An 18,636-nucleotide genomic window follows, 5' to 3' on the forward strand; every position below is an offset into this window, starting at 1 on the left:
CCGTACGGGCCGGCGGGCCCCGGCGGCCCCTCGTGCTAGCGTGCGCCGACGGGGGAGGGGGAGCGATGGGCGACGAGAGCGCGGGCACGTCCGACGGCACGGCCGGGCCCGCCCACCGGCCGGGCGACCCGACGCCCGTGACCGACCCCCCGCACGGCCCGGTGCGCGGCTGCCTCCGGGCGATCGGCGAGTTCGTGCTGGAGATGGTGGGGGAGGCGGTCCTCGGCACGCTGCTCGCGCTGCTGACCACCGCCTCCCTCGGCATCGCCTTCGTCCTCGCCCTGCTCGCCCACCGGCAGAGCCCCGCCCTCGCCTACGCCCTCGGCGCCGTCGCCGTCCTGATGACCGTCCTCGGTGTGCGGCAGCTGCGCCGGCCCAGGGAGAAGCGCGGCCGGCTCGGCCGGGTCCTCGCCGCCGCGACCGCCGGACTCGGCTGCTGGCTGCTGCTCTGCGTCTGCTACGCCTCGCTGAGCGACGCGCTCGACCTGGCCTCCGCCTTCTGAGCGATCCGCCGCTCCAGGTGGGCCCGCGCCCCGGGCCACTCCTCGGCGGTGACCGAGAACATCGCCGAGTCCCGCAGCCGCCCGGCCTCGCCGGGGGCCCAGGACGGCGACCAGTTGCGCAGCACGCCCTCGAAGGTGGCGCCGACGGCGGCCAGCGCGGCGCGGGAGCGGGCGTTGCGGGCGTCGGTCTTGAGGTCGACGCGGGCGACCCGCCACTGTTCGAAGGCGTGCCGGAAGAGCAGGTACTTCGCCTCGCTGTTGGTCCCGGTGCCCTGGGCGGAGGCGGCGAGCCAGGTCCAGCCGATCTCGACCCCGGCGAGCCCCTCGCCGGACGGCCAGCGGCGCGGGTTCCAGTACGCGGTGACGCCGACGACCCGCCCGGTGGCGCGCTCCACCTGGGCGTAGGGCGCGAGCAGGCCCGCCTCGACGCGCGCGAAGTGGGCGTCGAGGTAGCCGGTCACCTCCTCGGCGCGCGGCACCTCGGTGAAGCCGTACGTGCCGCGCTCCTCCTCGGCGGCCGCTTCGAGGCCCGCGCGGTGCCCCGGGACGAGCGGCTCCAGGCGCACGACCGCGCCCTCCAGCACCGGGGCGTCGAACGGAAAGGACATCAGGCCTCCAACGGGTGACGGGCAGGACGCGGACCACAACGGCCACTCGCGCAACTCTGCCCACCGGCGGACCCGTTGGCGACCGGATTTCTCCGCCGTCACCTCACCGCGTGTGCAGCTCCAGCCCGCTCGCCCCCGGCCGCTCCAGCCCCTCCCGCAGCCGCATGTCCCGCCCGTAGTCGCCGCCGTCCAGCCGCCGGAACGGCACCGGCTCCTCCGTGAACAGCCCGTCCAGCCGCCGCCCGTACGCCTCCGCCACGGCCTCGAACCCTTCCTCCGCCAGGCCCACCGTCCCGTACGCGGCGAACGGTTCGAGCGCCGCCATCCCGGTGAACCAGAGCACGCCGTGCTGCAACGGGAACAGCACGTCCGCCAGCGGCCCGTGCGCGCCCCGGTCGGAGAACGCGGACTCGCGCGCGCCGACGCTCACCGCCAGCAGCGCCCGCTTGCCGCCGAGCGCGCCCTCGCTGTACGGCGGCGGGACGGCCGGGCCGTGCGCGAACCCGAAGGTGAGCACCCGGTCGATCCAGCCCTTGAGGACCGCCGGCACCGAGAACCACCACAGCGGGAACTGGAGCACCACCGCGTCCGCCCAGCGCAGCTTCTCCTGCTCGGCGGCGAGTTCGGCCGCGAGCCGCCCGGTGCGGGTGGCCTCGCCCTGGGCGGCGAGCACCTCCAGGCGGGCGTCGGCCGGGTGCTCCGGGAAGTCGTCGGCGCCGAGGGCGGACTGCCACTTCATCGCGTACAGGTCCGAGACCCGCACCTCGTGCCCGGCGGAGCGCAGCCGCTCGACGGCGAAGTCCGCCAACGCGGCGGTGAGGGAGAGCGGTTCGGGGTGGGCGGTGACGATCAGGACACGCTGGGGGCGCCCCTCGGACGGCTGCTGCGGTGCGTGGCTGCTCATGGCGTCCACCCTCGCCCGCGCCGGACCCCGCAGCCAGGTCCCTGCCCTTCCGGTGGACTCCCGGTCCTGGTACTGCGAGGGCCACCCATACTGGAGCGCATGGACACCACCGCCGCCGCCCGCCCGGCCGAAACCGCGGACCCCGCCGCCCGTTCCGTGGACCCCCGGCACGCCCTGGGCGAGTTCCTGCGCGCCCGCCGCGGCCGGGTCGCCCCCGAGCGGGTGGGACTGGCGGGCGGCGGCCGGCGGAGGGTGCGCGGGCTGCGCCGCGAGGAACTGGCGCAGCTGGCGGGCATCAGCGTCGACTACTACGTCCGCCTGGAGCAGGGCCGCTCCACCCAGCCGTCCATCGAGGTGCTGGACGCGCTGGCCCGCACCCTGGGCCTGGGCGAGGCCGAGCGCCGCCACCTGACCACGCTGGCCTGCGGGCGCCGGGTGCCGCTGCCCACGCCCCGGGTGGGCCCGGTGCTGCGCCGGATGCTGGACGCGCTGGGCGAGGCGCTGCCCGCCTTCGTCACCGACCACCGCCTCGACGTGGTGGCCTGGAACCCGCTGGGCGCCGAACTCCTGGGCGGCGCCGGGGATCCGGACCGCCGCGACCGCAACCAGGCCCGCTTCCTCTTCCAGGACGCCGCCGCCCGGACCGTCCACCCGGACTGGCCGGCCCGCGCCGCCGAGGCGGTCGGCCAGCTGCGGGTGGCGTCCGGCACCTGGCCGGACGACGCCGGGCTGACCGCGCTGATCAGCGAACTCTGCGCCGACAGCGCGGAGTTCCGCCGGATCTGGGACTCCGGGGAGGTGGTGATGTGCGCGGCGGGCCGCAAGCGCCTGCACCACCCGCTCACCGGCACCCTCACCCTGGAGTTCGAGGCCCTGCACGTGCCCGCGGCCCCCGGCGAGACGGGCCTCGTCCTGCACGCCTTCTCCCCGGGCGAGGACGCCGGCGCCGCCGAGGCCCTGGCCCGTCTCGCCGCGCTCCTCCGCACCGCCGCGCCCGTCCCCACGCCCGTCTCCGCGCCCGTGCCCGCCCCCGTGCCCCGCCGCCCGCTGCCATGATGGCGCGATGGACGACAACGAGCGGCTCAACGTCGGTTCGGGCTCCCCACTGGAGCCGCGGATCGGATTCTCGCGGGCGGTGCGCAAGGGCGCGCACGTCGCCGTCGCCGGGACGGCCCCGATCGGGGACGACGGCGCGACGGTCGGGGTCGGCGACGTGTACACCCAGACCGTCCGCTGCCTGGACATCGCGGAGGCGGCGCTGAGGGAGGCGGGCGCGGAGCCGTCCGACGTCGTCCGGACGCGGATCATGCTCACCGACGTCACCACCTGGCGCGAGGCCGCCCGTGCCCACGGCGAGCGCTTCTCCGCCGTCCGGCCGGTCACCACCTTCGTCGAGGTGTCCCGCTTCATCGACCCGCAGTGGCTCGTCGAGATCGAGGTCGACGCGGTGCTCTCCCGGGCCCCGGAGGCTCCCTGACCGGCGCGCGGCTGCACTCCGCGCCCCCTGCGACCCCCTCTGCGCGCCCCTGTGCGCCCCGGGTGGGTCCCCTCTGTGTGACGGGGGAGGCCCTTGGGGCAGGATCAGTGCGATCGGAACGGGCGGGTGCGGAGGAGGCGCGGAGTGCGGCGGCACGGGGCGGGAGCGGTGGTGGCGGTGACCGTGGTGGCGTTGGTCGGCTGCGGCGGCCCGCAGCCCGAGCAGGAGGAACTGATCGCCGTCCGCGTGGACGGCGGCCGGATGGTCGTCCGCACCGGCCTGTGCCCCGGCGAGCACCTGCACGCCGTCCGCGTCAAGGTCTTCCCCGGCTCCGAGAAGCTGGAGGTCCACCCGCGCGAGGGCCGCTCCGCCGCGAACGCGCCGGAGAGCGTCGACCTCGGCGCCCTCCCGCCCGGCTGGACGTCCTCCGGCCAACTCGTCGACGGCGTCAGCGCCGACAAGCGCTACACCGTCGAGGTGGCCCGCGACCGCGCGCTCACCGTGACCGTCCCCGGCGGCGTGCTGCTCGCCCTGCCCGCCGGCAAGTGGGCGGCCGGCGGCTGGGACTGGGAGTACAAGGTGCTCACCGCCAAGGAGTTCGACAAGCGCCGCAAGGCCTCCTGCAAGGACGGCTCCTGAGCCCCGGGGAAGCCACCTGACCTGCGAGGATGGACGCCGGTCCGTCACCGCGGCGGCCCGGCGACGCGCGCGAGGGAGCAACGGGAGTGGCACAGCAAGGACCGCCGGGCAGTGGTGGCCCGGTCGAGCTGATGGAACGGCACCAGGTGGCGGTCTACCTCGCCGCGATGGCCCTCGGCGGCCTGCTGGGCGTGCTGGCCCCCGGCGCGGGCCCCGGCCTGGAGCACGCCGTCAACCCCGTGCTCGGCGCGCTGCTGTTCGTCACCTTCCTCCAGGTGCCCGCCGCCGAACTGCTGCGCTCACTGCGCGACACCCGCTTCCTCGCCGCCGCGCTGACGGTGAACTTCGCCGTCGTCCCCCTCGTGGTGGCCGCGATGTTCACCTTCCTGCCGGACGACCGGGCCGTGCGCATCGGGGTGCTGCTGGTGCTGCTCTGCCCGTGCGTGGACTACGTCATCGTCTTCTCCGGCCTGGCGGGCGGCTCCAACCGCCGCCTGCTCGCCGCCACCCCGCTGCTGCTGGTGGCGCAGATGCTGCTGCTCCCGGTGTTCCTCTACCTGTTCCTGGGCCCGGAGCTGTCCGACGTCGTCGAGGCCGGGCCGTTCGTACGGGCCTTCCTCACCCTGATCGCCGTCCCGCTGGCCCTCGCCTGGCTGCTCCAGGCCTGGGCGGCGCGCGGCCCGTCCGGCCGCCGGGTCGCGGACGCCGCGACGACCACGATGGTGCCGCTGATGGCCGCGACCCTGCTGACCGTGGTCGCCTCGCAGGTCCCCGAGCTCGGTGACAGCCTCTCCGACGTCGCGGGCGTCGTCCCCTTCTACGTGCTGTTCCTGGTGGTGATGGCGTTCGCCGGGAAGGCCGTCGCCCGCCTCTTCCGGCTCGGCACCGGTGCCGCCCGGGCGATCGTCTTCACCGGCGCGACCCGCAACTCCCTGGTGGTCCTCCCGCTCGCCCTCGCCCTGCCGGACACGCTCGCCGTGGCGGCGTCCGTCGTGGTCGCGCAGACCCTGGTCGAGGTGCTCGGCATGGTCGCCTGCGTCCGCCTCGTCCCCCGTCTGGTTCCGGCCGATTAGTACTCCGACCCGATCGATCGCCCATATGCTTCTGAACCAGTTCAGCACGGACGGGACGACCGTCTCACGGTTCGACAAGTAACCTGCCACGGAGGTCGATTCGCATGCCGCACATCACCGTCCCCCAGCAGCGCCCCGGGATCCGGGGGCTGATGGACAGCAAGCCCTCCTCGGGCCGCGCACTCAGTGAGCTCGCGGAACAGCTGCTCCGCGGCGAGTCCCCGCTCACCGCGGGCGAGCGCGAGCTGATCGCCGCGTACGTCTCCGCCCGCAACGAGACCCGCTACTGCACCGGCTCGCACAGCGCGGCCGCCGCCCACACGCTGAGCGGGGGCGACTACACCGTGGTCGACGCCGTCAAGCGCGACCTGGCGACCGCACCGGTCAGCGACCGGATGCGCGCGCTGCTGGAGATCGCGGGCCAGGTCCAGATCAGCGGCCTGGCCGTCACCGAGGAGCACATCGCCGCCGCCCGCGCGGCGGGCGCCGACGACGAGAGCATCCACGACACCGTGCTGGTCGCCGCCGCGTTCTGTATGTACAACCGCTACGTCGACGGCCTCGCCGCGATCACGCCGGACGACCCCGCGGTCTACGACGAGATCGGCGAGAGCCTCGCCGCCAAGGGCTACCTGCGCTGACCCCCGCACCACCCGGGCCCCGGCCGGTCACCGCGACCGGCCGGGGCCCGGCGTGTCCCGCGGCAGTCGCCCGTTCGGGCGGAGCCCGGCCGGGAGGGTCCACCGATCGGCTGCCCAGCACCTCCCCGCCCGGGCGCGGGGGCCTTCCACTGGAGGAAACACCCCCATGGAGAGGCCCCACCATGCACAACCTGCGCCACCACCTCCCCGGCCGGCTGCTCGGCCCCGCGACCGTCGGCTGTCTCGTCCTCCAGCTGCTGGCGACCGTCAGTCCGGCGCAGGCGTTCATCACGGCCAACCACACCAAGGTGACGCTGGACGCCGTGACGTTCGAGAAGGCCACCCGCGACCAGGTCACGCGCGCGGTCAACGTCAGCGACAAGAAGCCCTGGGGGGACGACTCCAAGGCGCACTGCGACAACGCCGACTACCTGACCGACGCGGACAACGGCGGTGTGGCGTACCCGCGCAGCCGCATGCGGGCCTTCCGCGAACTCCAGAACTGCGCGCAGTACTCGTACACCAACTTCGTCCGGGCCGTCTCGGCGGCGGACGGCCTGGTGGACGAGGCCGGAGCACCGGTGCGGGCCCAGGTCGAGGACCGGGAGTGCAGGCTCGACGAGGGGCCGGACTTCAAGAAGTGCGAGGTCCTCGACGGCCTGGGCCGCTCCTGGCACGCGATCGAGGACTTCTACGCGCACAGCAACTACGCCGACAAGCACGACGAGGGCCAGAACGTCAGCCACCTGAACCCGCCCGGCCTCGCCCAGCTCGCGCCGGCGCCGATCTTCGACATGGCCGCCTACCGGAAGGACTGGTCCAGCCTCAACGTCCTCGCCGACTTCTCCAAGAGACTGGACCCCCGCCTCATCACCGGCTGCTACCACAACGACGAGGACTCCCAGGGCGACCGCAACAACGACTGCGAGCACGGCTCCCCGCGCGTGACCCACCAGGACGGCCAGAAGGGCTCCCAGTACCTGGGCAACGGCATCGGCCTGGCCAAGGACAGCACCGGCTTCCGGCGGGCCCAGCTGCCGTTCTCGCCGGGGAAGAGCAACTTCACGCAGGTGATCGAGCAGGCGACCGCGGAGATCAGGCACCAGTGGCAGCTGTTCCAGGACGCCCTGGTGGACGAGTACGGCCGGACCAGGGCGGACGGCATGGTCAAGGCCCTCACCACCGACCACCCGGCCGCCGGGTAGGCCCCGGGCGGTCGGCGGGGCATTCCCGCCGGGCTGCTCAGGACGCACCCGGCTCCGTCCGGCCGGCGTCCCCGCCCGCACGGTCCTCCCCGCCCCCGCCGACGGCCGCCAGCAGGTTGGCCACCAGGGGGCTGCGGTCCTCCCGGCGCCAGGCGACCGCGACCCGGGTGCGGGCGGAGCGCGGTTCGACGGGCCGGAAGGCGACCTCCCGCAGCCTGAGACGCCGGATGCCCGCCGGGGCCAGCGACACCCCGAGGCCCGCGCCGACCAGCGCGCACACCGTCTGCCACTCCACCGCGTGCTGCACGATCCTCGGCGCGAACCCGGCCGTCCCGCACAGCTCCGTGATCCGGTCGTACAGCCGTGGCCCGACGGGCCGGGGCAGCAGCACGAACGGCTCGTCCGCCAACCCGGCCACGTCCACCGTCCGCCGGCCGGCCAGCGGGTGCCCCGCCGGGAGCACGGCGACGAACGGCTCGGTGAGCACCGTCCGGAAGCCCAGCGGCCCCGCCCCGCCGTCGTCGTCCGGGGGCTCGCGCAGCAGCCCGACGTCGATCGTCCGCTCGCGCAGGGCGTCGAGCTGCGGGGCGGTGGTCATCTCGCGCAGGTCCAGGTCGACGCCCGGGTAGCGCTCGCGGAAGGTGCCGAGCACCCCCGGCAGGACGGTCAGCGCCAGGGAGGCCGAGAAGGCGATCCGCAGCCGCCCCGCCCGCCCGCTGCCCACCGCCCGGGCGGCGGCCAGCCCGTCGGCGAGGCCGGCCAGCGCCCGCCGCGCCGCCGGCAGCAGCTCGCGCCCGGCCGGGGTGAGCGCGACCCGCCCCGGCTCGCGCACGAACAGCGGGTGCCCGACCTTCGTCTCCAGGCGGGCTATCTGCTGGCTCAGCGGGGGCTGGGCGATACCGAGACGGGCTGCGGCGTGACCGAAGTGGAGTTCCTCGGCGAGCACGGCGAAAGCGTGCAACTGGGGGAGCGGGAGTTCGGGGCGTTCCATATTCCTAGAGATATCAGGCGATGGTTTTCCGGGTATTAGACGTATCGCCGCAGCTCGCTTAGCGTTCGCGGCATGACAGAGCGACGCGCCATTCTCAGCGGTTCGACCTTCGAGGAGCAGATCGGCTACGCCCGCGCCGTCGTGGACGGCGACCGCGTCCACGTCTCCGGCACGACCGGCTACGACTACACCGCCATGACCATCTCCGACGATGTGGTGGAGCAGGCCGAACAGTGCCTGCGCAACATCGGCGCGGCCCTGGCCGAGGCCGGCTGCACCCTCGCCGACGTCGTCCGGGTCCGCTACCTGCTGCCCGAGCGCGCGGACTTCGAGCCCTGCTGGCCGGTGCTGCGTCGTGCCTTCGGGGAGGTCCGCCCGGCGGCCACGATGATGGTGTGCGGGCTGGCGGACCCGGCGATGCGGATCGAGATCGAGGTCGACGCCCGCCGTCGAGGGCAGTGACAGAAGGTCGACCGGGCATCCTGACCTGGCCGGACGGTCGTTACCTGCCGGTAGGCGATGACGTGCCGTCGGGCCGCCGGAAACGATCAAGGAGCGGCCGGGATCGGCCGGACACCGAGGTCGGGAGGCCAGTGATGGGGATGAAGAAGTTCGGGAGGGCCCTCGCGTCGTCGGCCGTGGTCGCCGCCACGCTGGCGGGGGCGGCGGTCGCCACGACGGGCACCGCCCAGGCCGCGCGGGTGGACAGCGTGGTGAACTACATGTGCAAGAAGCCGGCGGTCACGGCCGAGGCCTGGATCGGCTGGCCCGGCACGACGTTCCTCTGCGGTGGGGGGTACGGCTTCAGCGTCCCCATGTACCACTTCGACGACGGCACCTACCAGTCGTTCTTCGTCGGCCCGGACCACGCGATCTGGACCACCTGGATGGACCCGCGAACCGGCAAGAGCCCCGTGGTCTCGCTGGGCGGCGCGGTCACGTCCGACGCCGTCATCAGTGACCACGACGGCGACTACCTGCAGCTGAAGGTGCGCGGCACGGACGGCAGGAGCTGGTACAAGGAGCGCGACGAGCACGGGAACTGGAGCAACTGGTACCGCTAGGACCGCCCGCCGGTCCGGGCACCGGAGTGGGAAGTCGGCCCGTCCGACTTCCCACTCCGGTCCACGGCCGGCCGGGAGCTACAGGTCGACCCTCCTGAAGGTGAACACGGTGGGGTTCGCGTCGCCGCCGGGGATGGGGAGGGTCTGGATCGGCCCGTGCTCGCCGGGCTCCGTGACGAGCCACACCGCCCCCTGTGAGGACACCACCCGGTACGTCCCCTCGGCCTCGTCGACCGCGGCGAGTTCCCACTCCTCCGCGTCCGTCTGCTGGATGAGGAGGGCGACCACCGGCCCGGCGGGCGCGCTGTTCCCGACGGCGGTCGGGGCGCCCTTGGCGTACAGCTTGTAGCGGCCGCTGGGCAGCGCCTCGACGACCCAGACGGCGTTCCGGTCGTCCGTCTTGTTGAAGACCGCCTTGGGGGACAGGTCCAGCGTCTCGTGAAGGGCGCGGCCGACCGGGTCCTCGCCGTTGTGGATCGTGTAGAGACCGGATTCCAGGCTCATCGGCTCTGTCCTTCTTGCTGGTGGAGGTCGCCGGGGTCGCCGGCGATGAGGGGCCCCGCCCGCCCACCCCATCGCGCGTGGGATCGGTCGGGCAAGGAGCGTTCGGGAACGTCATTCGATCGAGTGAGGCGGATGGTGGAGCGGGAAGTCGGCGGGGCCGACTTCCCGTGTGGCGGTCAGGGGTTGGGGGTCGCGGTCGCCGTGGCGGTGGGGGTCGGGCGGTGGAGGTCGTGGTGGTGCTTGAGGACGGGGTAGATCCAGGCGACCAGGGCAAGGAGGAGGGCGAAGGGGAGGACGGTGTAGGCCGCGGCGGCGGCCGGGCTGTGCTGGGCGTGCGGGTTCTGGTCAGGCAGCGACATCGTCGGTGGGGGAGGGGTCGTCGGCGGGCGTCTTGAACTCTGCGGTGGGAAGGTCGAGTTCGGCCCACACCGTCTTGGCGTTGGGGTCCCGGGGCAGCGTGCCCCAGCGGTCGGCGAGCGCGTCGACGAGGGTGAGCCCCCGCCCCGACTGGGAGTCCGCCGGACAGACCATCGAGGGGAGCACGGGCCGGCGGTCGCCCCGGCAGTCCGAGACCTCGATCCGGAGCACGGTGGTGCACGCCCGGCGCGCGGTGGTGAGCGAGAGGTGCAGCTCGAACCCGCGCCCCGGCATGCGCCCGTGCGTGGAGGCGTTCGCGGCCAGCTCCGCGACGATGATCAGCGCGTGGTGAAAGGCCTCTGGCCAAAGGGAGTTGAGGGCCCAGGCGGTGAGCTGCTGTCTGGCGATCCGACGACCGGTCGCGGCCCCCTTGGGGGTGGCGGTGAGGAGCGCGGTGTGGGCGCGCGGCTCCGGTTCGTCGAGGGGGATTTCGGACTTCATGGGGAAAAGCCTGCCCCCCCGGGCTTAGGCTGACGACGCATCCGGTGGGCACGGTGAGTGCCTGTATGTGTGCGGAAAGTGTCACGTGACGGCGGTCGGCCGTGACCGGGAAATGGGGAGGTCGTCATGACCGAAGTTAAGGGAACCGGCGGAGACAGCGGCGACGTGGCTCGCCCGCAGCTCGACGAGGACCTGTCCGAGGTGTCGGACTTCCTGCGGGCGGTCGGCAAGCAGATCAAGCTGCTGCGCGAGCGGGCGGGCCTGACGCAGAAGGAGTTCGCCAAGCAGGTCGGGTACACCGAGAGCCTGATCGGGGCGGTGGAGCAGGGTAAGCGGACGCCGCAGCGGGAGCTGCTGGAGGCGGCGGAGAGGATCCTGGACGCCGGCGGGCTGTTGCTCGTCGTCGCGGACGACATCGAGAAGGCGAAGGCCAAGGCCCGTGTGCGGCACCCCGAGTGGTTCCGGGGGTACGCGGGAATGGAGTCCGTGGCGGAGGAGCTCCACTGTGTCAGCCTGTACGGTGTTCCGGGGCTGCTTCAGACCGAGGCCCATGCGCGTGCTGTCTTCTCGATGCGTCATCCAGTCCTGTCTGAGGACGTCATCGAGGCGCGCGTTGCGGCTCGCATGGCGCGGCAGGAGGTCCTCCTGAAGTGGCCCCGTGCGGTGTTCAGCTGGGTGATCGACGAGAGCGTGCTGCGTCGACCGTTGGGTGGGTGGGACATCCACGAGGCGCAGTTGCGCCATCTGCTGGAGGTCGGCAGCACGAGGGGGATGGTGCTTCAGGTTCTCCCGATGGACCGTACTGAGCACGCTGGTGTGGATGGCCCGTTCATCTTGATCACTCCGAAGGGCCGTCCGCAGATGGCCTATATCGAGGTGCAGACGAGCAGTAGGCTGATCACGGAGCAGGAGGAGGTCCGTATCATGAACGCCCGATACGGCACCCTCAGGGCGCAGGCGCACACTCCACAGGAGTCCGTGTCGTTGATCGAGAAGATTCTGGGAGAGCGATGAGCAGCGATTTGGTGTGGCTCAAGAGCAGCTACAGCGGCGCCGAGGGCGGTGAGTGCGTCGAGGTCGCCGAAGCGACGTCGACCGTCCTGGTGCGTGACTCGAAGGACACGTCCGGCCCCCACCTCACCTTCTCGCCGGCGGCTTGGGAGGCCTTCGTCGAGTTTGCGCAGTCGGTCTGACGACCAGTCTCCCCGCTCGGCACGCAGCGGCCGTCCACCAACCGGTGGACGGCCGCCTTCTGTGTGGGGCCCGTTCTCTCGCTGTAGGGGTTGTGGGCATGGCCTCCCGGAGCCCCGCTCCGTATCCTGAACGCGCGCTACAGCACCCTTACTTCAGGGAGAGCCATGAGCAGCGAACTGGTGTGGTTCAAGAGCAGCTACAGCGGCAACGAGGGCGGTGCTTGCGTCGAGATCGCCTGGCGCAAGAGCAGCCACAGCGGCGACGAGGGAGGCAACTGCGTCGAGGTCGCCGAGACGACGTCCGCCGTCCTCGTCCGTGACTCCAAGGACAAGTCCGGCCCGCACCTCACGTTCTCCCCGACCGCCTGGCAGTCCTTCCTCGAATTCGCCCGGTCCGTCTGACCTCCGGGTCTCGCGTGCGGCCTCCACCCGGCTGCTCCTCATGAGGCGGGCAGCGGAGGATGGCCGTAGCGTGAGGGTGTGGCGGAGCTAGTTCCAGCGCTCAGGGTGCTCCGTGGTCTGTCACTGGCAGAGCACGAGGGGGAGAGCACGCTGCTGCGAGCGCAAGGTTTTCACCCGCTGGATGTGACGACATACGCCCAGAACGGCGTTGAGCTGCACGCATCCATCTGGGAGCAGTCTCCAGTGCCGTACATCTGGCGGATCCTGCCTGCGCTGACGGGCGATGCCTACAGCGCGCTGTTCAACGACCTGCTTCCGCAGGGATACACCCCACTCACCGTGAGCGCCTACGACGTCGGGGAGGGCCCCCGGTTCACCTCGTTGTGGGCCACAGCCGGCCCCGTCCCCCCGATCATCGGTCGGCACGGTCTGGACGTCTTCGAGTTCCAGGCGGTGACCAACGAGCTCGCCGGGAACGGATTCCTGCCGTACGACGTGGCGGCCTATCCGTCACCCGACGGCCGGCCCTCCTTCGCGGCGCTGTGGCGGCCCGGCGCGCCCGCCGAACGGCTCGTCGAGCACAACATGTCGGAGAGCCTGCTGGAGCTGCGGCGTCGCGACTGGGAGCCGGCGGGCTATGTCCTGACGGCGCTGACCGGCTACGACGTGTTCCACGAGGCCCGGTACACCGCGATCTGGCAGCGCGGCGACGTCGTGAACAGCGAGGTACGGGTCGGGCTGTCGTTCGGCGATCTGCAGGTGCAGCACGACGGCCTCATGTCCCGAGGCTTCCGGCCGGCGCGGATGCGTGCCTACACCTTGCAGGGTGATCCGCTGACCAGGTGCGCCGGGATCTGGCGCAAGACGTATCTCACCGCCGCGGAAGAAGCCCTGCTGGACGACATGATGAAGCCGTTCATGGTCAAGTACCAGGTCCCGGGCGCGGCGGTGGCGCGGGCCGAGCACGGCCGCCTGGGCCTGTCCCGCGGGTTCGGCGTGGTCGACCCGGGATCGACCGAACTCGTCCGCCCCACCTCCCTGTTCCGCATGGCGAGCCTGTCCAAGCCACTGACCGCCGTCGCGGCCTTCCGGCTCATCGAGAGCGGCCGACTGGCACTGGGGGACCTGGTGTTCGGGCCGGGCGCGCGACTGGGGACCACCTTCGGAACCCAGCCGTATCCGGGCGACGTTCTGGGAATCACGGTCCAGCATCTGCTGGAGCACACGAGTGGGTGGGTGAACGTTCCGAACGACCCGATGTTCAACCATCTCACGTTGAGTCGGAACCAGTTGATCGACTGGATGCTCGGGCGACGGCCCGACGGGTCTCCCAATGCGCCGCTCGCCCACCCGCCGGGCCAGACGTACGAGTACCTCAACTTCGGCTACTGCGTGCTGGGCCGGGTCATCGAGGCCGTCACCGGCCAGACGTACGAACAGGCCGTCCGTGAACTGGTGCTGCAACCGTGCGGCATCACGGACATGTACCTGGCCGGCGACACGCTCGGCGACCGGCGCCCCGGTGAAGTCGTCTACACCGAGCGTGCCGGTGGTTCCGTGGGCCCGTACGACTTCCGCGTCTCCCGGATGGATGCGCACGGCGGCTGGCTGGCGACCGCGGAGGCCCTGGTCCGCTTCCTGGTGCACGTCGACGGCTTCCCGGAGGTCGGGAACATCCTCTCGCCCGGCTCTCTCGCCACGATGTACACCCGCACGACGGCCCACGACCCGACTGGCACACCGGTCACCTACGCCAAGGGCTGGCAGATCTCCGACGGGGGAAGCCGGTGGCACGACGGTGACCTGCCGGGCAGCATGGCCCTCATGGTCGGCACTGTCGACGACCGCTGCTGGGCCGTGCTCGTCAACGCCCGCGACTTCTCCCGCCTGCCGGAGATGCACGGGGAACTCGATGACCTGATGTGGCGGCTGGGCAGCGTGATCACCGACTGGCCCGTCCTCTCCACGTTCCGCTGAAACCCTTGACGTGCGCCGACTTCGCCCGGTCGTGAAGCGGGGTGCCGGGTCAGGAGGGCGTGATGTCCCAGGCCTGGCGCGGGTCGCCGTTCGCCACCTCCGCCAGCACGCTGCTCTTGCTCTCGATGGCCTGGATCACCAGGCCCTCGTCCCTCGCCTCGGCGATGACGTACCGGTCACCAACCCGGTCGAGCTGCCAGTGCTGGGTCGGGACGGCGGTGTTGCACGGCGCCAGGACGACGGGGCTGGCGGTGTTCCGCGGCGACTGGAGACACTGGCCCGGCTTCCCCACGCTCTCGATGAGGTAGCCCCGGTCGGTGGAGATCAGGTTCCAGTCCTGGTACTTGGAGCCGTTGGCCGGCCACGTGATGACGTTGGTCGACCTGTTGCTGCCGTCGGCGTCCAGCGCCTCGTTCACGACCTCGTTGTAGAACCGGACGTTCTGAACCACCCGGCCCTGGCGGACCTCACCGGCCGAGGCGGGACCGGCGGCGGCCAGGGTGCCACCGGCGACGAGGGCCGCCGCCACGGCTGCGGCCTTCTTGATGCTGAGCAAGATCTTCTCCTCTGTGGAATTCGTGGCCGGGACTGTTCGGCCACGATTGACAGAAGATCATCGAGGTCGGGTCCTGGCAACGCCTGATCATTCCAATGGAGTCGACGCGCGGTGCGGATTAGCTCGATCGGTGCAAGGGAGGCGGCTGGGAATCACAGGGGGACAATCTCCCAGAGCTGGCGCGGGTGATCGGTCCGCACTCTTTTCACCATGCAGTTCTCGGTAGGGGAGGAGCATGTTTCGCCCACTCCGCCTTCCAGTACGTAATTGTGGTCCGCGGCCTCGTTGATGACGAACTTGTCACCCGCCGAGATCAGCCGCCACTCCTGGGTCGGCACATAGGGGTTGCACGGTGCCAGGGTGGCGGGCTCCTCGGCCTCCAGGGGTGCCTGCATACAGTTCTGATGTTTTTCATTTCGAATGAGGTATGCCCCTCCTGTGGCGGGGACGAGATCCCAGTTCTCCGAAGGCTGGTTGAATCCCGAAGTCACCTTGACGGGGCCCTGGGGGTAGAAGGAATAGATCCACCAGCCCGACGCCGCGTTGCGAAAGCGGACCTTCTGGAATTCGTTCGCCTGGCCGTCGGGGATTGTCGCTCCCGCAAGGGCCAGGGTGATTGCCGCGACGGTCGGGATCCTCTTGCTCCTGAACAACTCCGCTCCCCTGGTGGGCCCAATGGATGGTGTACACACTCTGCACCTGGGGCGGTGGAACGCCTATCACCCGGCTCGGGAAGCCCCGGCCGCGTGTCGTCTGCGACGGCCGCCTGCCGTGTGGGATCGCCCCCCACCCGCCTGCTGGATCTCGGCGATCGACCTCGGGTGGTCCGGGGCGGGGTCAGCTGTTCAGCACGCACACGGACTGGAAGCCCGTGGTGTTGACGATCTCTTCCCCGTCCAGGAGTTGGAGATCGGGGTCTCCCGTGGCGCCGGGCTGTCGGAAGAGCAGGACGGTGTGACCGGTCTCGTTGTAGAAGTCACGGCCCATCCACACGTTCTTGCAGTCGCCGACCTTGTGCTGCGAGGGGTCGCTGATCCTGGTGACGACATCGACCGTCCTGGTCCGGGTCGGCTGCTGGGGGTCCTCGTAGACGTAGAAGCGGGTGTGGCTGTCGGCGGCCGTCGGAACGGTGGTGCCGGCCCACCACGCGATGGCGGCAGCGGCCAGAACGAGTGTCCTGCGTCCCACGGGCGCTCCTGGGGGATGGGATGGAAGGGGCTTCCCTGCCGACGGCGGGCGAATGGCGGGCCCGGCTTCGCGGCAGCGCGAAGCCGGGCACACGGCGGGCGGTCAGTTGGGCAGGACCTTCACCGAGTGGATGCCGCTGAGGTCGGTGATCTCCGTGCCGTCCGGGAGCTGGCCCGTGGCAGTGCCGGAGCAGTCGTTGGTGGCGAAGAGCTGGATGGTGTTGCCGGTCTCGTTGTAGACGTCACGGCCGATGGTGACGGCCTTGCAGCTGCCGACCTTCTGTTGGGACGACTGCGGGTTGACCGCATCGGCGGGGACGACGTCGATCGTCTTGGTCCGGGTCGGGTTCTGGGGGTCCTCGTAGGCGTAGAAGCGGGTGTGGCTGTCGGCGACCGCCGGGGCGGTGGTCACCATCGTCGACAAGGCGGCGCCCGCCAGTGCCAGTGCGAAGAACCTGAGCTTCACAGCTCATCTCCTTGGAGTGGGTCGTTGCGTTCCGGAGGGGCGACCCGCGGCCGATGCTTCGGGCGGGGCCCGGGGAACCGGTACCCATGCGCCGTCCCCTCGCCGCCGAACGGTTCGCATGTCCACCCGGACAGGGGATTGTGTACGAACATATGGAAGGCTCCCGGCGGGTGGCCGGCTCGGCGCGATGCCTGCTTGCTGTGTGAAGGGCTCACGTTCGCGCGGGCGTCAGGTCATGTCCGCTTCACCGGATCTGAGGAAGCGTGAGTCCGTTTGTGGATGTTATGGCAGGATCGGGAGCCGGAAGCACACGTTGTGCAGACGATCCCTTGGTGCGATGACCACATCGGCGGGGGCGGCCCGGTCACGAGGCCGACCGCATGCCACCAGGGTGAGGGTCCGCGCGCCGTGGGTTCCCGTACCTGACCAGCAGTCAGCACGAGCATCCGTCCCTGCTGCGCCGTGACACGGCGCCCCTGTCCGGAGGACACGCCTCACCCATGTCACCCATGTCCCGTTCGACTGTCACCGCGATACCGCCCCGCCGCAACAGGCGCGGCCTGCCGCTCCTGATCGCAGGGGCCACCACCGCGTTCGGCCTGCTGGCCTTCGCGGGCACCGCCCACGCCGACGCCGCCGTCCGCATCGCCGGCCCGGTCGGCCCGGTCCCGGTGAACACGCCCTACACCGTCACCGTCGACCTCCCCAACACCAACCCCGACCCCAGGTCCAAGGCCCCCCTGGTCAACATCGCCCTGTCCGGCGCCGCAGCCACCGTGACCTCCGCACAGACCTCGGACGAAGACTGGTGGTGCGACTTCACCGCCGGTTCGTCCGGTAACTGCCACCACCTGGCGACGGCCAGCACTCCGGTGTCGATCACCCTCACCGTCGTCCCCACCGCGGGCGGGACCGTCACCGCCCGGGCCGAGGCCGTTAACATCCTCGAACAGTCGATCGGCACCGACACCACCAGCACGCAGGTCAGCGCGCCGACCCCGACCGCCACGCCCACGCCGACGGCCACCGCTACGGCGACGCCCACTGCCACGGCGACGCCCACCGCGACCGCCACCGCGACCTCCACCCCGACCGTCACGCCCACCGCCACGCCCACCGCCACGTCGACGCCCACCACCACGCCGACCCCGACCGGCACGCGCACCCCGACCGCCACGGCGACGGCCACGGCCTCCACCAGCCCCAGTGGCAGCCCGACGACCACCCGCCCGTCCAGCACCGCCACCGGGGCCACCACCAGCGCCACCACGGCTGCCACCACTGCCGCCGCTGCTGCCCCGAGCGGCACCGCAAGCTCCCCTGCCGCCGCCCCCGTCGCCCGGACCGGGACCGGCAGCGGAAGCCTCGCCGACACCGGCACCCAGACCATCGCGCTGACCACCGGTGCCGCCCTCCTGACCGCAGCCGGCGCCGCGGCCGTCATCGTCGCCCGCCGCCGCACCGCCTCGGGCCGCCACCAGTGAGTTGAGCCGCTGACCCCGTGGGCCCCCTCTTCCGGGAGGGGGCCTCGGTGTCCGGCCGTCCTCCTCGCCTTCGCGAAGTCCGGCCGACGAGGCCGGAATCAGGGGTGGACGAGCTTGAACCTGACGAACTCCTCGTTGACGACGAAGATCTCCTCCTCGGCGGCCAGCCACCGCTTGCGGTCCTTCAGCTTGCTGGTCTTGATCCTCTTCTTCGAGTCCGCCACCTTGAGGTAGAACTCGTCGCCGCCCAGATCCTCGATCTGCCAGCGGGTGCCGCAGTTGCTCTTCTCCAGCCTGACGTCGGTTCCGTAGAGGCACCACGTCCGGTACTCGCCCCAGTTGGCGGACGTCGACTCGATGCTGTAGGTGAGGTCGTCGGCGTGCAGGGTGAAGACCAGGGCGGTGCCGTTGCCCGGCTGGTTCGTCAGCAGCGCGTAGTCCCAGCCGGCGTAGACCTCGTACGTCGCCCCGCGGCCCGAGTTGGCCTGGACGAGGTAGACGGGGTCGAAGACGGTTTCCCGCTTCGACGCCGTGGGGTGGGCGAAGTCCGCGGGGAGCCGGTGACCGGCGGCACGGGTCGCGGCGTCCTGGGCCGACGACCCCGGGGCGGTGCCCGCCAGCAGGGCGAGGCAGCCGGCCGCGGCGACCGCCGTGCGTCGCAGCGATCGGTGCAGCAGCAGTGACTTCCACATGGGCGTACCCCTCGGCGTTCGGTGTGGTCGGTGCCCGGTTCGTCGGCGATCCTTGCCGTCCGGGAACCGGACTTCCACGGATGGTTCCGGGGGGCAGTGGAAGTCACACGGACGAGTGGGCCTCGGGGCGTCGATCCTCGAAAACACGGGCGATCACCGGCAACGGGTCGCACCGGGCCTGAACGCGAACCGCCGGGGCCGGCGTCACGAAG

Annotated in this window: 25 protein-coding genes; 14 read left to right on the plus strand and 11 right to left on the minus strand. The window is 71.7% G+C overall.

Translation table 11 applies throughout. The features are described 5' to 3' along the window. Positions 1 to 65: 65 nt before the first annotated feature. Positions 66 to 503: a hypothetical protein gene (locus tag ACFU74_RS27655; protein ID WP_380761478.1), complete on the plus strand. Its 438-nt coding sequence runs from the start codon at positions 66 to 68 to the stop codon at positions 501 to 503. Here the strand turns inward: ACFU74_RS27655 and ACFU74_RS27660 are convergent. Together ACFU74_RS27660 and ACFU74_RS27665 are read right to left on the minus strand one after the other, a co-directional pair. After that, a complete protein-coding gene (locus tag ACFU74_RS27660) occupies positions 458 to 1,111 on the minus strand; it encodes a GNAT family N-acetyltransferase (RefSeq protein WP_380761480.1) in 654 nt (217 codons plus the stop codon). The two genes, ACFU74_RS27655 and ACFU74_RS27660, sit on opposite strands and share 46 nt — an antisense overlap. Positions 1,112 to 1,214: 103 nt before the next feature. After that, complete coding sequence (locus ACFU74_RS27665; protein WP_380761482.1) at positions 1,215 to 2,015, minus strand: NAD(P)H-dependent oxidoreductase; 801 nt, start codon at positions 2,013 to 2,015, stop codon at positions 1,215 to 1,217. A 99-nt stretch (positions 2,016 to 2,114) separates the two neighbouring features. Here ACFU74_RS27665 and ACFU74_RS27670 point away from each other — a divergent pair, with 99 nt between their 5' ends. From ACFU74_RS27670 to ACFU74_RS27695, 6 genes are all read left to right on the plus strand, one after another. Continuing rightward, the gene (locus ACFU74_RS27670; RefSeq protein WP_380761484.1) at positions 2,115 to 3,071 is read left to right on the plus strand and encodes a helix-turn-helix transcriptional regulator; all 957 of its coding nucleotides are present in this window, start codon (positions 2,115 to 2,117) and stop codon (positions 3,069 to 3,071) included. A gap of 7 nt (positions 3,072 to 3,078) precedes the next feature. Next, positions 3,079 to 3,492, plus strand: coding sequence for a RidA family protein (locus ACFU74_RS27675; protein WP_380761486.1), 414 nt, complete (start codon positions 3,079 to 3,081; stop codon positions 3,490 to 3,492). A 144-nt stretch (positions 3,493 to 3,636) separates the two neighbouring features. Next, positions 3,637 to 4,131: a hypothetical protein gene (locus ACFU74_RS27680; RefSeq protein WP_380761488.1), complete on the plus strand. Its 495-nt coding sequence runs from the start codon at positions 3,637 to 3,639 to the stop codon at positions 4,129 to 4,131. Positions 4,132 to 4,262: 131 nt separating this feature from the next. Next, positions 4,263 to 5,204, plus strand: a complete 942-nt coding sequence (locus tag ACFU74_RS27685) for an arsenic resistance protein (RefSeq protein WP_380761525.1) — start codon at positions 4,263 to 4,265, stop codon at positions 5,202 to 5,204. A gap of 104 nt (positions 5,205 to 5,308) precedes the next feature. Continuing rightward, on the plus strand, positions 5,309 to 5,845 hold the full coding sequence (locus tag ACFU74_RS27690) for a carboxymuconolactone decarboxylase family protein (RefSeq protein ID WP_380761490.1): 537 nt from the start codon (positions 5,309 to 5,311) through the stop codon (positions 5,843 to 5,845). A 182-nt stretch (positions 5,846 to 6,027) separates the two neighbouring features. Further along, positions 6,028 to 7,050, plus strand: a complete 1,023-nt coding sequence (locus ACFU74_RS27695; RefSeq protein ID WP_380761492.1) for a hypothetical protein — start codon at positions 6,028 to 6,030, stop codon at positions 7,048 to 7,050. A gap of 37 nt (positions 7,051 to 7,087) precedes the next feature. On the opposite strand, the gene ACFU74_RS27700 is transcribed toward ACFU74_RS27695, so the two are convergent. Continuing rightward, on the minus strand, positions 7,088 to 8,041 hold the full coding sequence (locus tag ACFU74_RS27700; RefSeq protein WP_380761494.1) for a LysR family transcriptional regulator: 954 nt from the start codon (positions 8,039 to 8,041) through the stop codon (positions 7,088 to 7,090). A 72-nt stretch (positions 8,042 to 8,113) separates the two neighbouring features. Between ACFU74_RS27700 and ACFU74_RS27705 the strand changes: the two genes are divergently transcribed. Together ACFU74_RS27705 and ACFU74_RS27710 are read left to right on the plus strand one after the other, a co-directional pair. Next, positions 8,114 to 8,503 carry a RidA family protein gene (locus ACFU74_RS27705; RefSeq protein ID WP_380761496.1) on the plus strand — a complete coding sequence of 130 codons (390 nt, stop codon included), beginning with the start codon at positions 8,114 to 8,116 and terminating at the stop codon, positions 8,501 to 8,503. 134 nt (positions 8,504 to 8,637) lie between these two features. After that, positions 8,638 to 9,105 carry a hypothetical protein gene (locus ACFU74_RS27710; RefSeq protein ID WP_380761498.1) on the plus strand — a complete coding sequence of 156 codons (468 nt, stop codon included), beginning with the start codon at positions 8,638 to 8,640 and terminating at the stop codon, positions 9,103 to 9,105. Between the two features lie 78 nt (positions 9,106 to 9,183). On the opposite strand, the gene ACFU74_RS27715 is transcribed toward ACFU74_RS27710, so the two are convergent. The 3 genes from ACFU74_RS27715 to ACFU74_RS27725 all read right to left on the minus strand — a co-directional run bounded on the left by ACFU74_RS27715 (position 9,184) and on the right by ACFU74_RS27725 (position 10,467). Next, positions 9,184 to 9,609: an I66 family serine proteinase inhibitor gene (locus tag ACFU74_RS27715; protein WP_380761500.1), complete on the minus strand. Its 426-nt coding sequence runs from the start codon at positions 9,607 to 9,609 to the stop codon at positions 9,184 to 9,186. Positions 9,610 to 9,785: 176 nt separating this feature from the next. Further along, positions 9,786 to 9,968, minus strand: coding sequence for a hypothetical protein (locus ACFU74_RS27720; RefSeq protein WP_380761502.1), 183 nt, complete (start codon positions 9,966 to 9,968; stop codon positions 9,786 to 9,788). Further along, entirely contained in the window at positions 9,955 to 10,467 is a 513-nt protein-coding gene (locus ACFU74_RS27725) for an ATP-binding protein (RefSeq protein WP_380761503.1), read from the minus strand. The genes ACFU74_RS27720 and ACFU74_RS27725 overlap by 14 nt, the downstream gene beginning before the upstream one ends. Before the next feature lie 126 nt (positions 10,468 to 10,593). Between ACFU74_RS27725 and ACFU74_RS27730 the strand changes: the two genes are divergently transcribed. The 4 genes from ACFU74_RS27730 (at position 10,594) to ACFU74_RS27745 (ending at position 14,039) form a co-directional block, all read left to right on the plus strand. Then, positions 10,594 to 11,481 (plus strand): Scr1 family TA system antitoxin-like transcriptional regulator, encoded by an 888-nt coding sequence (locus ACFU74_RS27730; RefSeq protein ID WP_380761505.1) that lies wholly within the window; start codon positions 10,594 to 10,596, stop codon positions 11,479 to 11,481. Next, a complete protein-coding gene (locus ACFU74_RS27735) occupies positions 11,478 to 11,660 on the plus strand; it encodes a DUF397 domain-containing protein (RefSeq protein WP_380761507.1) in 183 nt (60 codons plus the stop codon). The genes ACFU74_RS27730 and ACFU74_RS27735 overlap by 4 nt, the downstream gene beginning before the upstream one ends. 165 nt (positions 11,661 to 11,825) lie before the next feature. Then, the gene (locus ACFU74_RS27740; RefSeq protein WP_380761509.1) at positions 11,826 to 12,062 is read left to right on the plus strand and encodes a DUF397 domain-containing protein; all 237 of its coding nucleotides are present in this window, start codon (positions 11,826 to 11,828) and stop codon (positions 12,060 to 12,062) included. A gap of 78 nt (positions 12,063 to 12,140) precedes the next feature. Continuing rightward, positions 12,141 to 14,039: a serine hydrolase gene (locus tag ACFU74_RS27745; protein ID WP_380761511.1), complete on the plus strand. Its 1,899-nt coding sequence runs from the start codon at positions 12,141 to 12,143 to the stop codon at positions 14,037 to 14,039. A 49-nt stretch (positions 14,040 to 14,088) separates the two neighbouring features. On the opposite strand, the gene ACFU74_RS27750 is transcribed toward ACFU74_RS27745, so the two are convergent. The 4 genes from ACFU74_RS27750 to ACFU74_RS27765 all read right to left on the minus strand — a co-directional run bounded on the left by ACFU74_RS27750 (position 14,089) and on the right by ACFU74_RS27765 (position 16,248). Next, positions 14,089 to 14,595 (minus strand): RICIN domain-containing protein, encoded by a 507-nt coding sequence (locus ACFU74_RS27750; protein ID WP_380761513.1) that lies wholly within the window; start codon positions 14,593 to 14,595, stop codon positions 14,089 to 14,091. A 152-nt stretch (positions 14,596 to 14,747) separates the two neighbouring features. Next, positions 14,748 to 15,248: an RICIN domain-containing protein gene (locus ACFU74_RS27755; protein ID WP_380761515.1), complete on the minus strand. Its 501-nt coding sequence runs from the start codon at positions 15,246 to 15,248 to the stop codon at positions 14,748 to 14,750. Between the two features lie 184 nt (positions 15,249 to 15,432). Next, complete coding sequence (locus ACFU74_RS27760; protein WP_380761517.1) at positions 15,433 to 15,783, minus strand: hypothetical protein; 351 nt, start codon at positions 15,781 to 15,783, stop codon at positions 15,433 to 15,435. 102 nt (positions 15,784 to 15,885) lie between these two features. Then, positions 15,886 to 16,248, minus strand: coding sequence for a hypothetical protein (locus ACFU74_RS27765; RefSeq protein WP_380761519.1), 363 nt, complete (start codon positions 16,246 to 16,248; stop codon positions 15,886 to 15,888). 509 nt (positions 16,249 to 16,757) lie between these two features. On the opposite strand from ACFU74_RS27765, the gene ACFU74_RS27770 reads away from it, so the two are divergent. After that, positions 16,758 to 17,732 carry a hypothetical protein gene (locus ACFU74_RS27770; protein ID WP_380761521.1) on the plus strand — a complete coding sequence of 325 codons (975 nt, stop codon included), beginning with the start codon at positions 16,758 to 16,760 and terminating at the stop codon, positions 17,730 to 17,732. Positions 17,733 to 17,830: 98 nt separating this feature from the next. Here the strand turns inward: ACFU74_RS27770 and ACFU74_RS27775 are convergent, their stop codons facing one another. Next, positions 17,831 to 18,424 (minus strand): hypothetical protein, encoded by a 594-nt coding sequence (locus tag ACFU74_RS27775; RefSeq protein ID WP_380761523.1) that lies wholly within the window; start codon positions 18,422 to 18,424, stop codon positions 17,831 to 17,833. Between the last annotated feature and the right edge of the window lie 212 nt (positions 18,425 to 18,636).

Origin of the sequence: Kitasatospora sp. NPDC057500, from assembly GCF_042802195.1 — a bacterium.
In the GTDB taxonomy this organism is placed as follows: Bacteria; Actinomycetota; Actinomycetes; order Streptomycetales; family Streptomycetaceae; genus Kitasatospora.

What these genes read in the sequence shown, in the direction of transcription:
- ACFU74_RS27660 (WP_380761480.1), bottom strand. Translation starts at nt 1,111, where the DNA reads ATGTCCTTTCCGTTCGACGCCCCGGTGCTGGAGGGCGCGGTCGTGCGC.
- ACFU74_RS27715 (WP_380761500.1), bottom strand. Translation starts at nt 9,609, where the DNA reads ATGAGCCTGGAATCCGGTCTCTACACGATCCACAACGGCGAGGACCCG.
- ACFU74_RS27675 (WP_380761486.1), top strand. Translation starts at nt 3,079, where the DNA reads ATGGACGACAACGAGCGGCTCAACGTCGGTTCGGGCTCCCCACTGGAG.
- ACFU74_RS27740 (WP_380761509.1), top strand. Translation starts at nt 11,826, where the DNA reads ATGAGCAGCGAACTGGTGTGGTTCAAGAGCAGCTACAGCGGCAACGAG.
- ACFU74_RS27730 (WP_380761505.1), top strand. Translation starts at nt 10,594, where the DNA reads ATGACCGAAGTTAAGGGAACCGGCGGAGACAGCGGCGACGTGGCTCGC.
- ACFU74_RS27700 (WP_380761494.1), bottom strand. Translation starts at nt 8,041, where the DNA reads ATGGAACGCCCCGAACTCCCGCTCCCCCAGTTGCACGCTTTCGCCGTG.
- ACFU74_RS27665 (WP_380761482.1), bottom strand. Translation starts at nt 2,015, where the DNA reads ATGAGCAGCCACGCACCGCAGCAGCCGTCCGAGGGGCGCCCCCAGCGT.
- ACFU74_RS27770 (WP_380761521.1), top strand. Translation starts at nt 16,758, where the DNA reads ATGTCCCGTTCGACTGTCACCGCGATACCGCCCCGCCGCAACAGGCGC.
- ACFU74_RS27720 (WP_380761502.1), bottom strand. Translation starts at nt 9,968, where the DNA reads ATGTCGCTGCCTGACCAGAACCCGCACGCCCAGCACAGCCCGGCCGCC.
- ACFU74_RS27685 (WP_380761525.1), top strand. Translation starts at nt 4,263, where the DNA reads ATGGAACGGCACCAGGTGGCGGTCTACCTCGCCGCGATGGCCCTCGGC.
- ACFU74_RS27655 (WP_380761478.1), top strand. Translation starts at nt 66, where the DNA reads ATGGGCGACGAGAGCGCGGGCACGTCCGACGGCACGGCCGGGCCCGCC.
- ACFU74_RS27695 (WP_380761492.1), top strand. Translation starts at nt 6,028, where the DNA reads ATGCACAACCTGCGCCACCACCTCCCCGGCCGGCTGCTCGGCCCCGCG.
- ACFU74_RS27670 (WP_380761484.1), top strand. Translation starts at nt 2,115, where the DNA reads ATGGACACCACCGCCGCCGCCCGCCCGGCCGAAACCGCGGACCCCGCC.
- ACFU74_RS27775 (WP_380761523.1), bottom strand. Translation starts at nt 18,424, where the DNA reads ATGTGGAAGTCACTGCTGCTGCACCGATCGCTGCGACGCACGGCGGTC.
- ACFU74_RS27690 (WP_380761490.1), top strand. Translation starts at nt 5,309, where the DNA reads ATGCCGCACATCACCGTCCCCCAGCAGCGCCCCGGGATCCGGGGGCTG.
- ACFU74_RS27705 (WP_380761496.1), top strand. Translation starts at nt 8,114, where the DNA reads ATGACAGAGCGACGCGCCATTCTCAGCGGTTCGACCTTCGAGGAGCAG.
- ACFU74_RS27735 (WP_380761507.1), top strand. Translation starts at nt 11,478, where the DNA reads ATGAGCAGCGATTTGGTGTGGCTCAAGAGCAGCTACAGCGGCGCCGAG.
- ACFU74_RS27725 (WP_380761503.1), bottom strand. Translation starts at nt 10,467, where the DNA reads ATGAAGTCCGAAATCCCCCTCGACGAACCGGAGCCGCGCGCCCACACC.
- ACFU74_RS27710 (WP_380761498.1), top strand. Translation starts at nt 8,638, where the DNA reads ATGGGGATGAAGAAGTTCGGGAGGGCCCTCGCGTCGTCGGCCGTGGTC.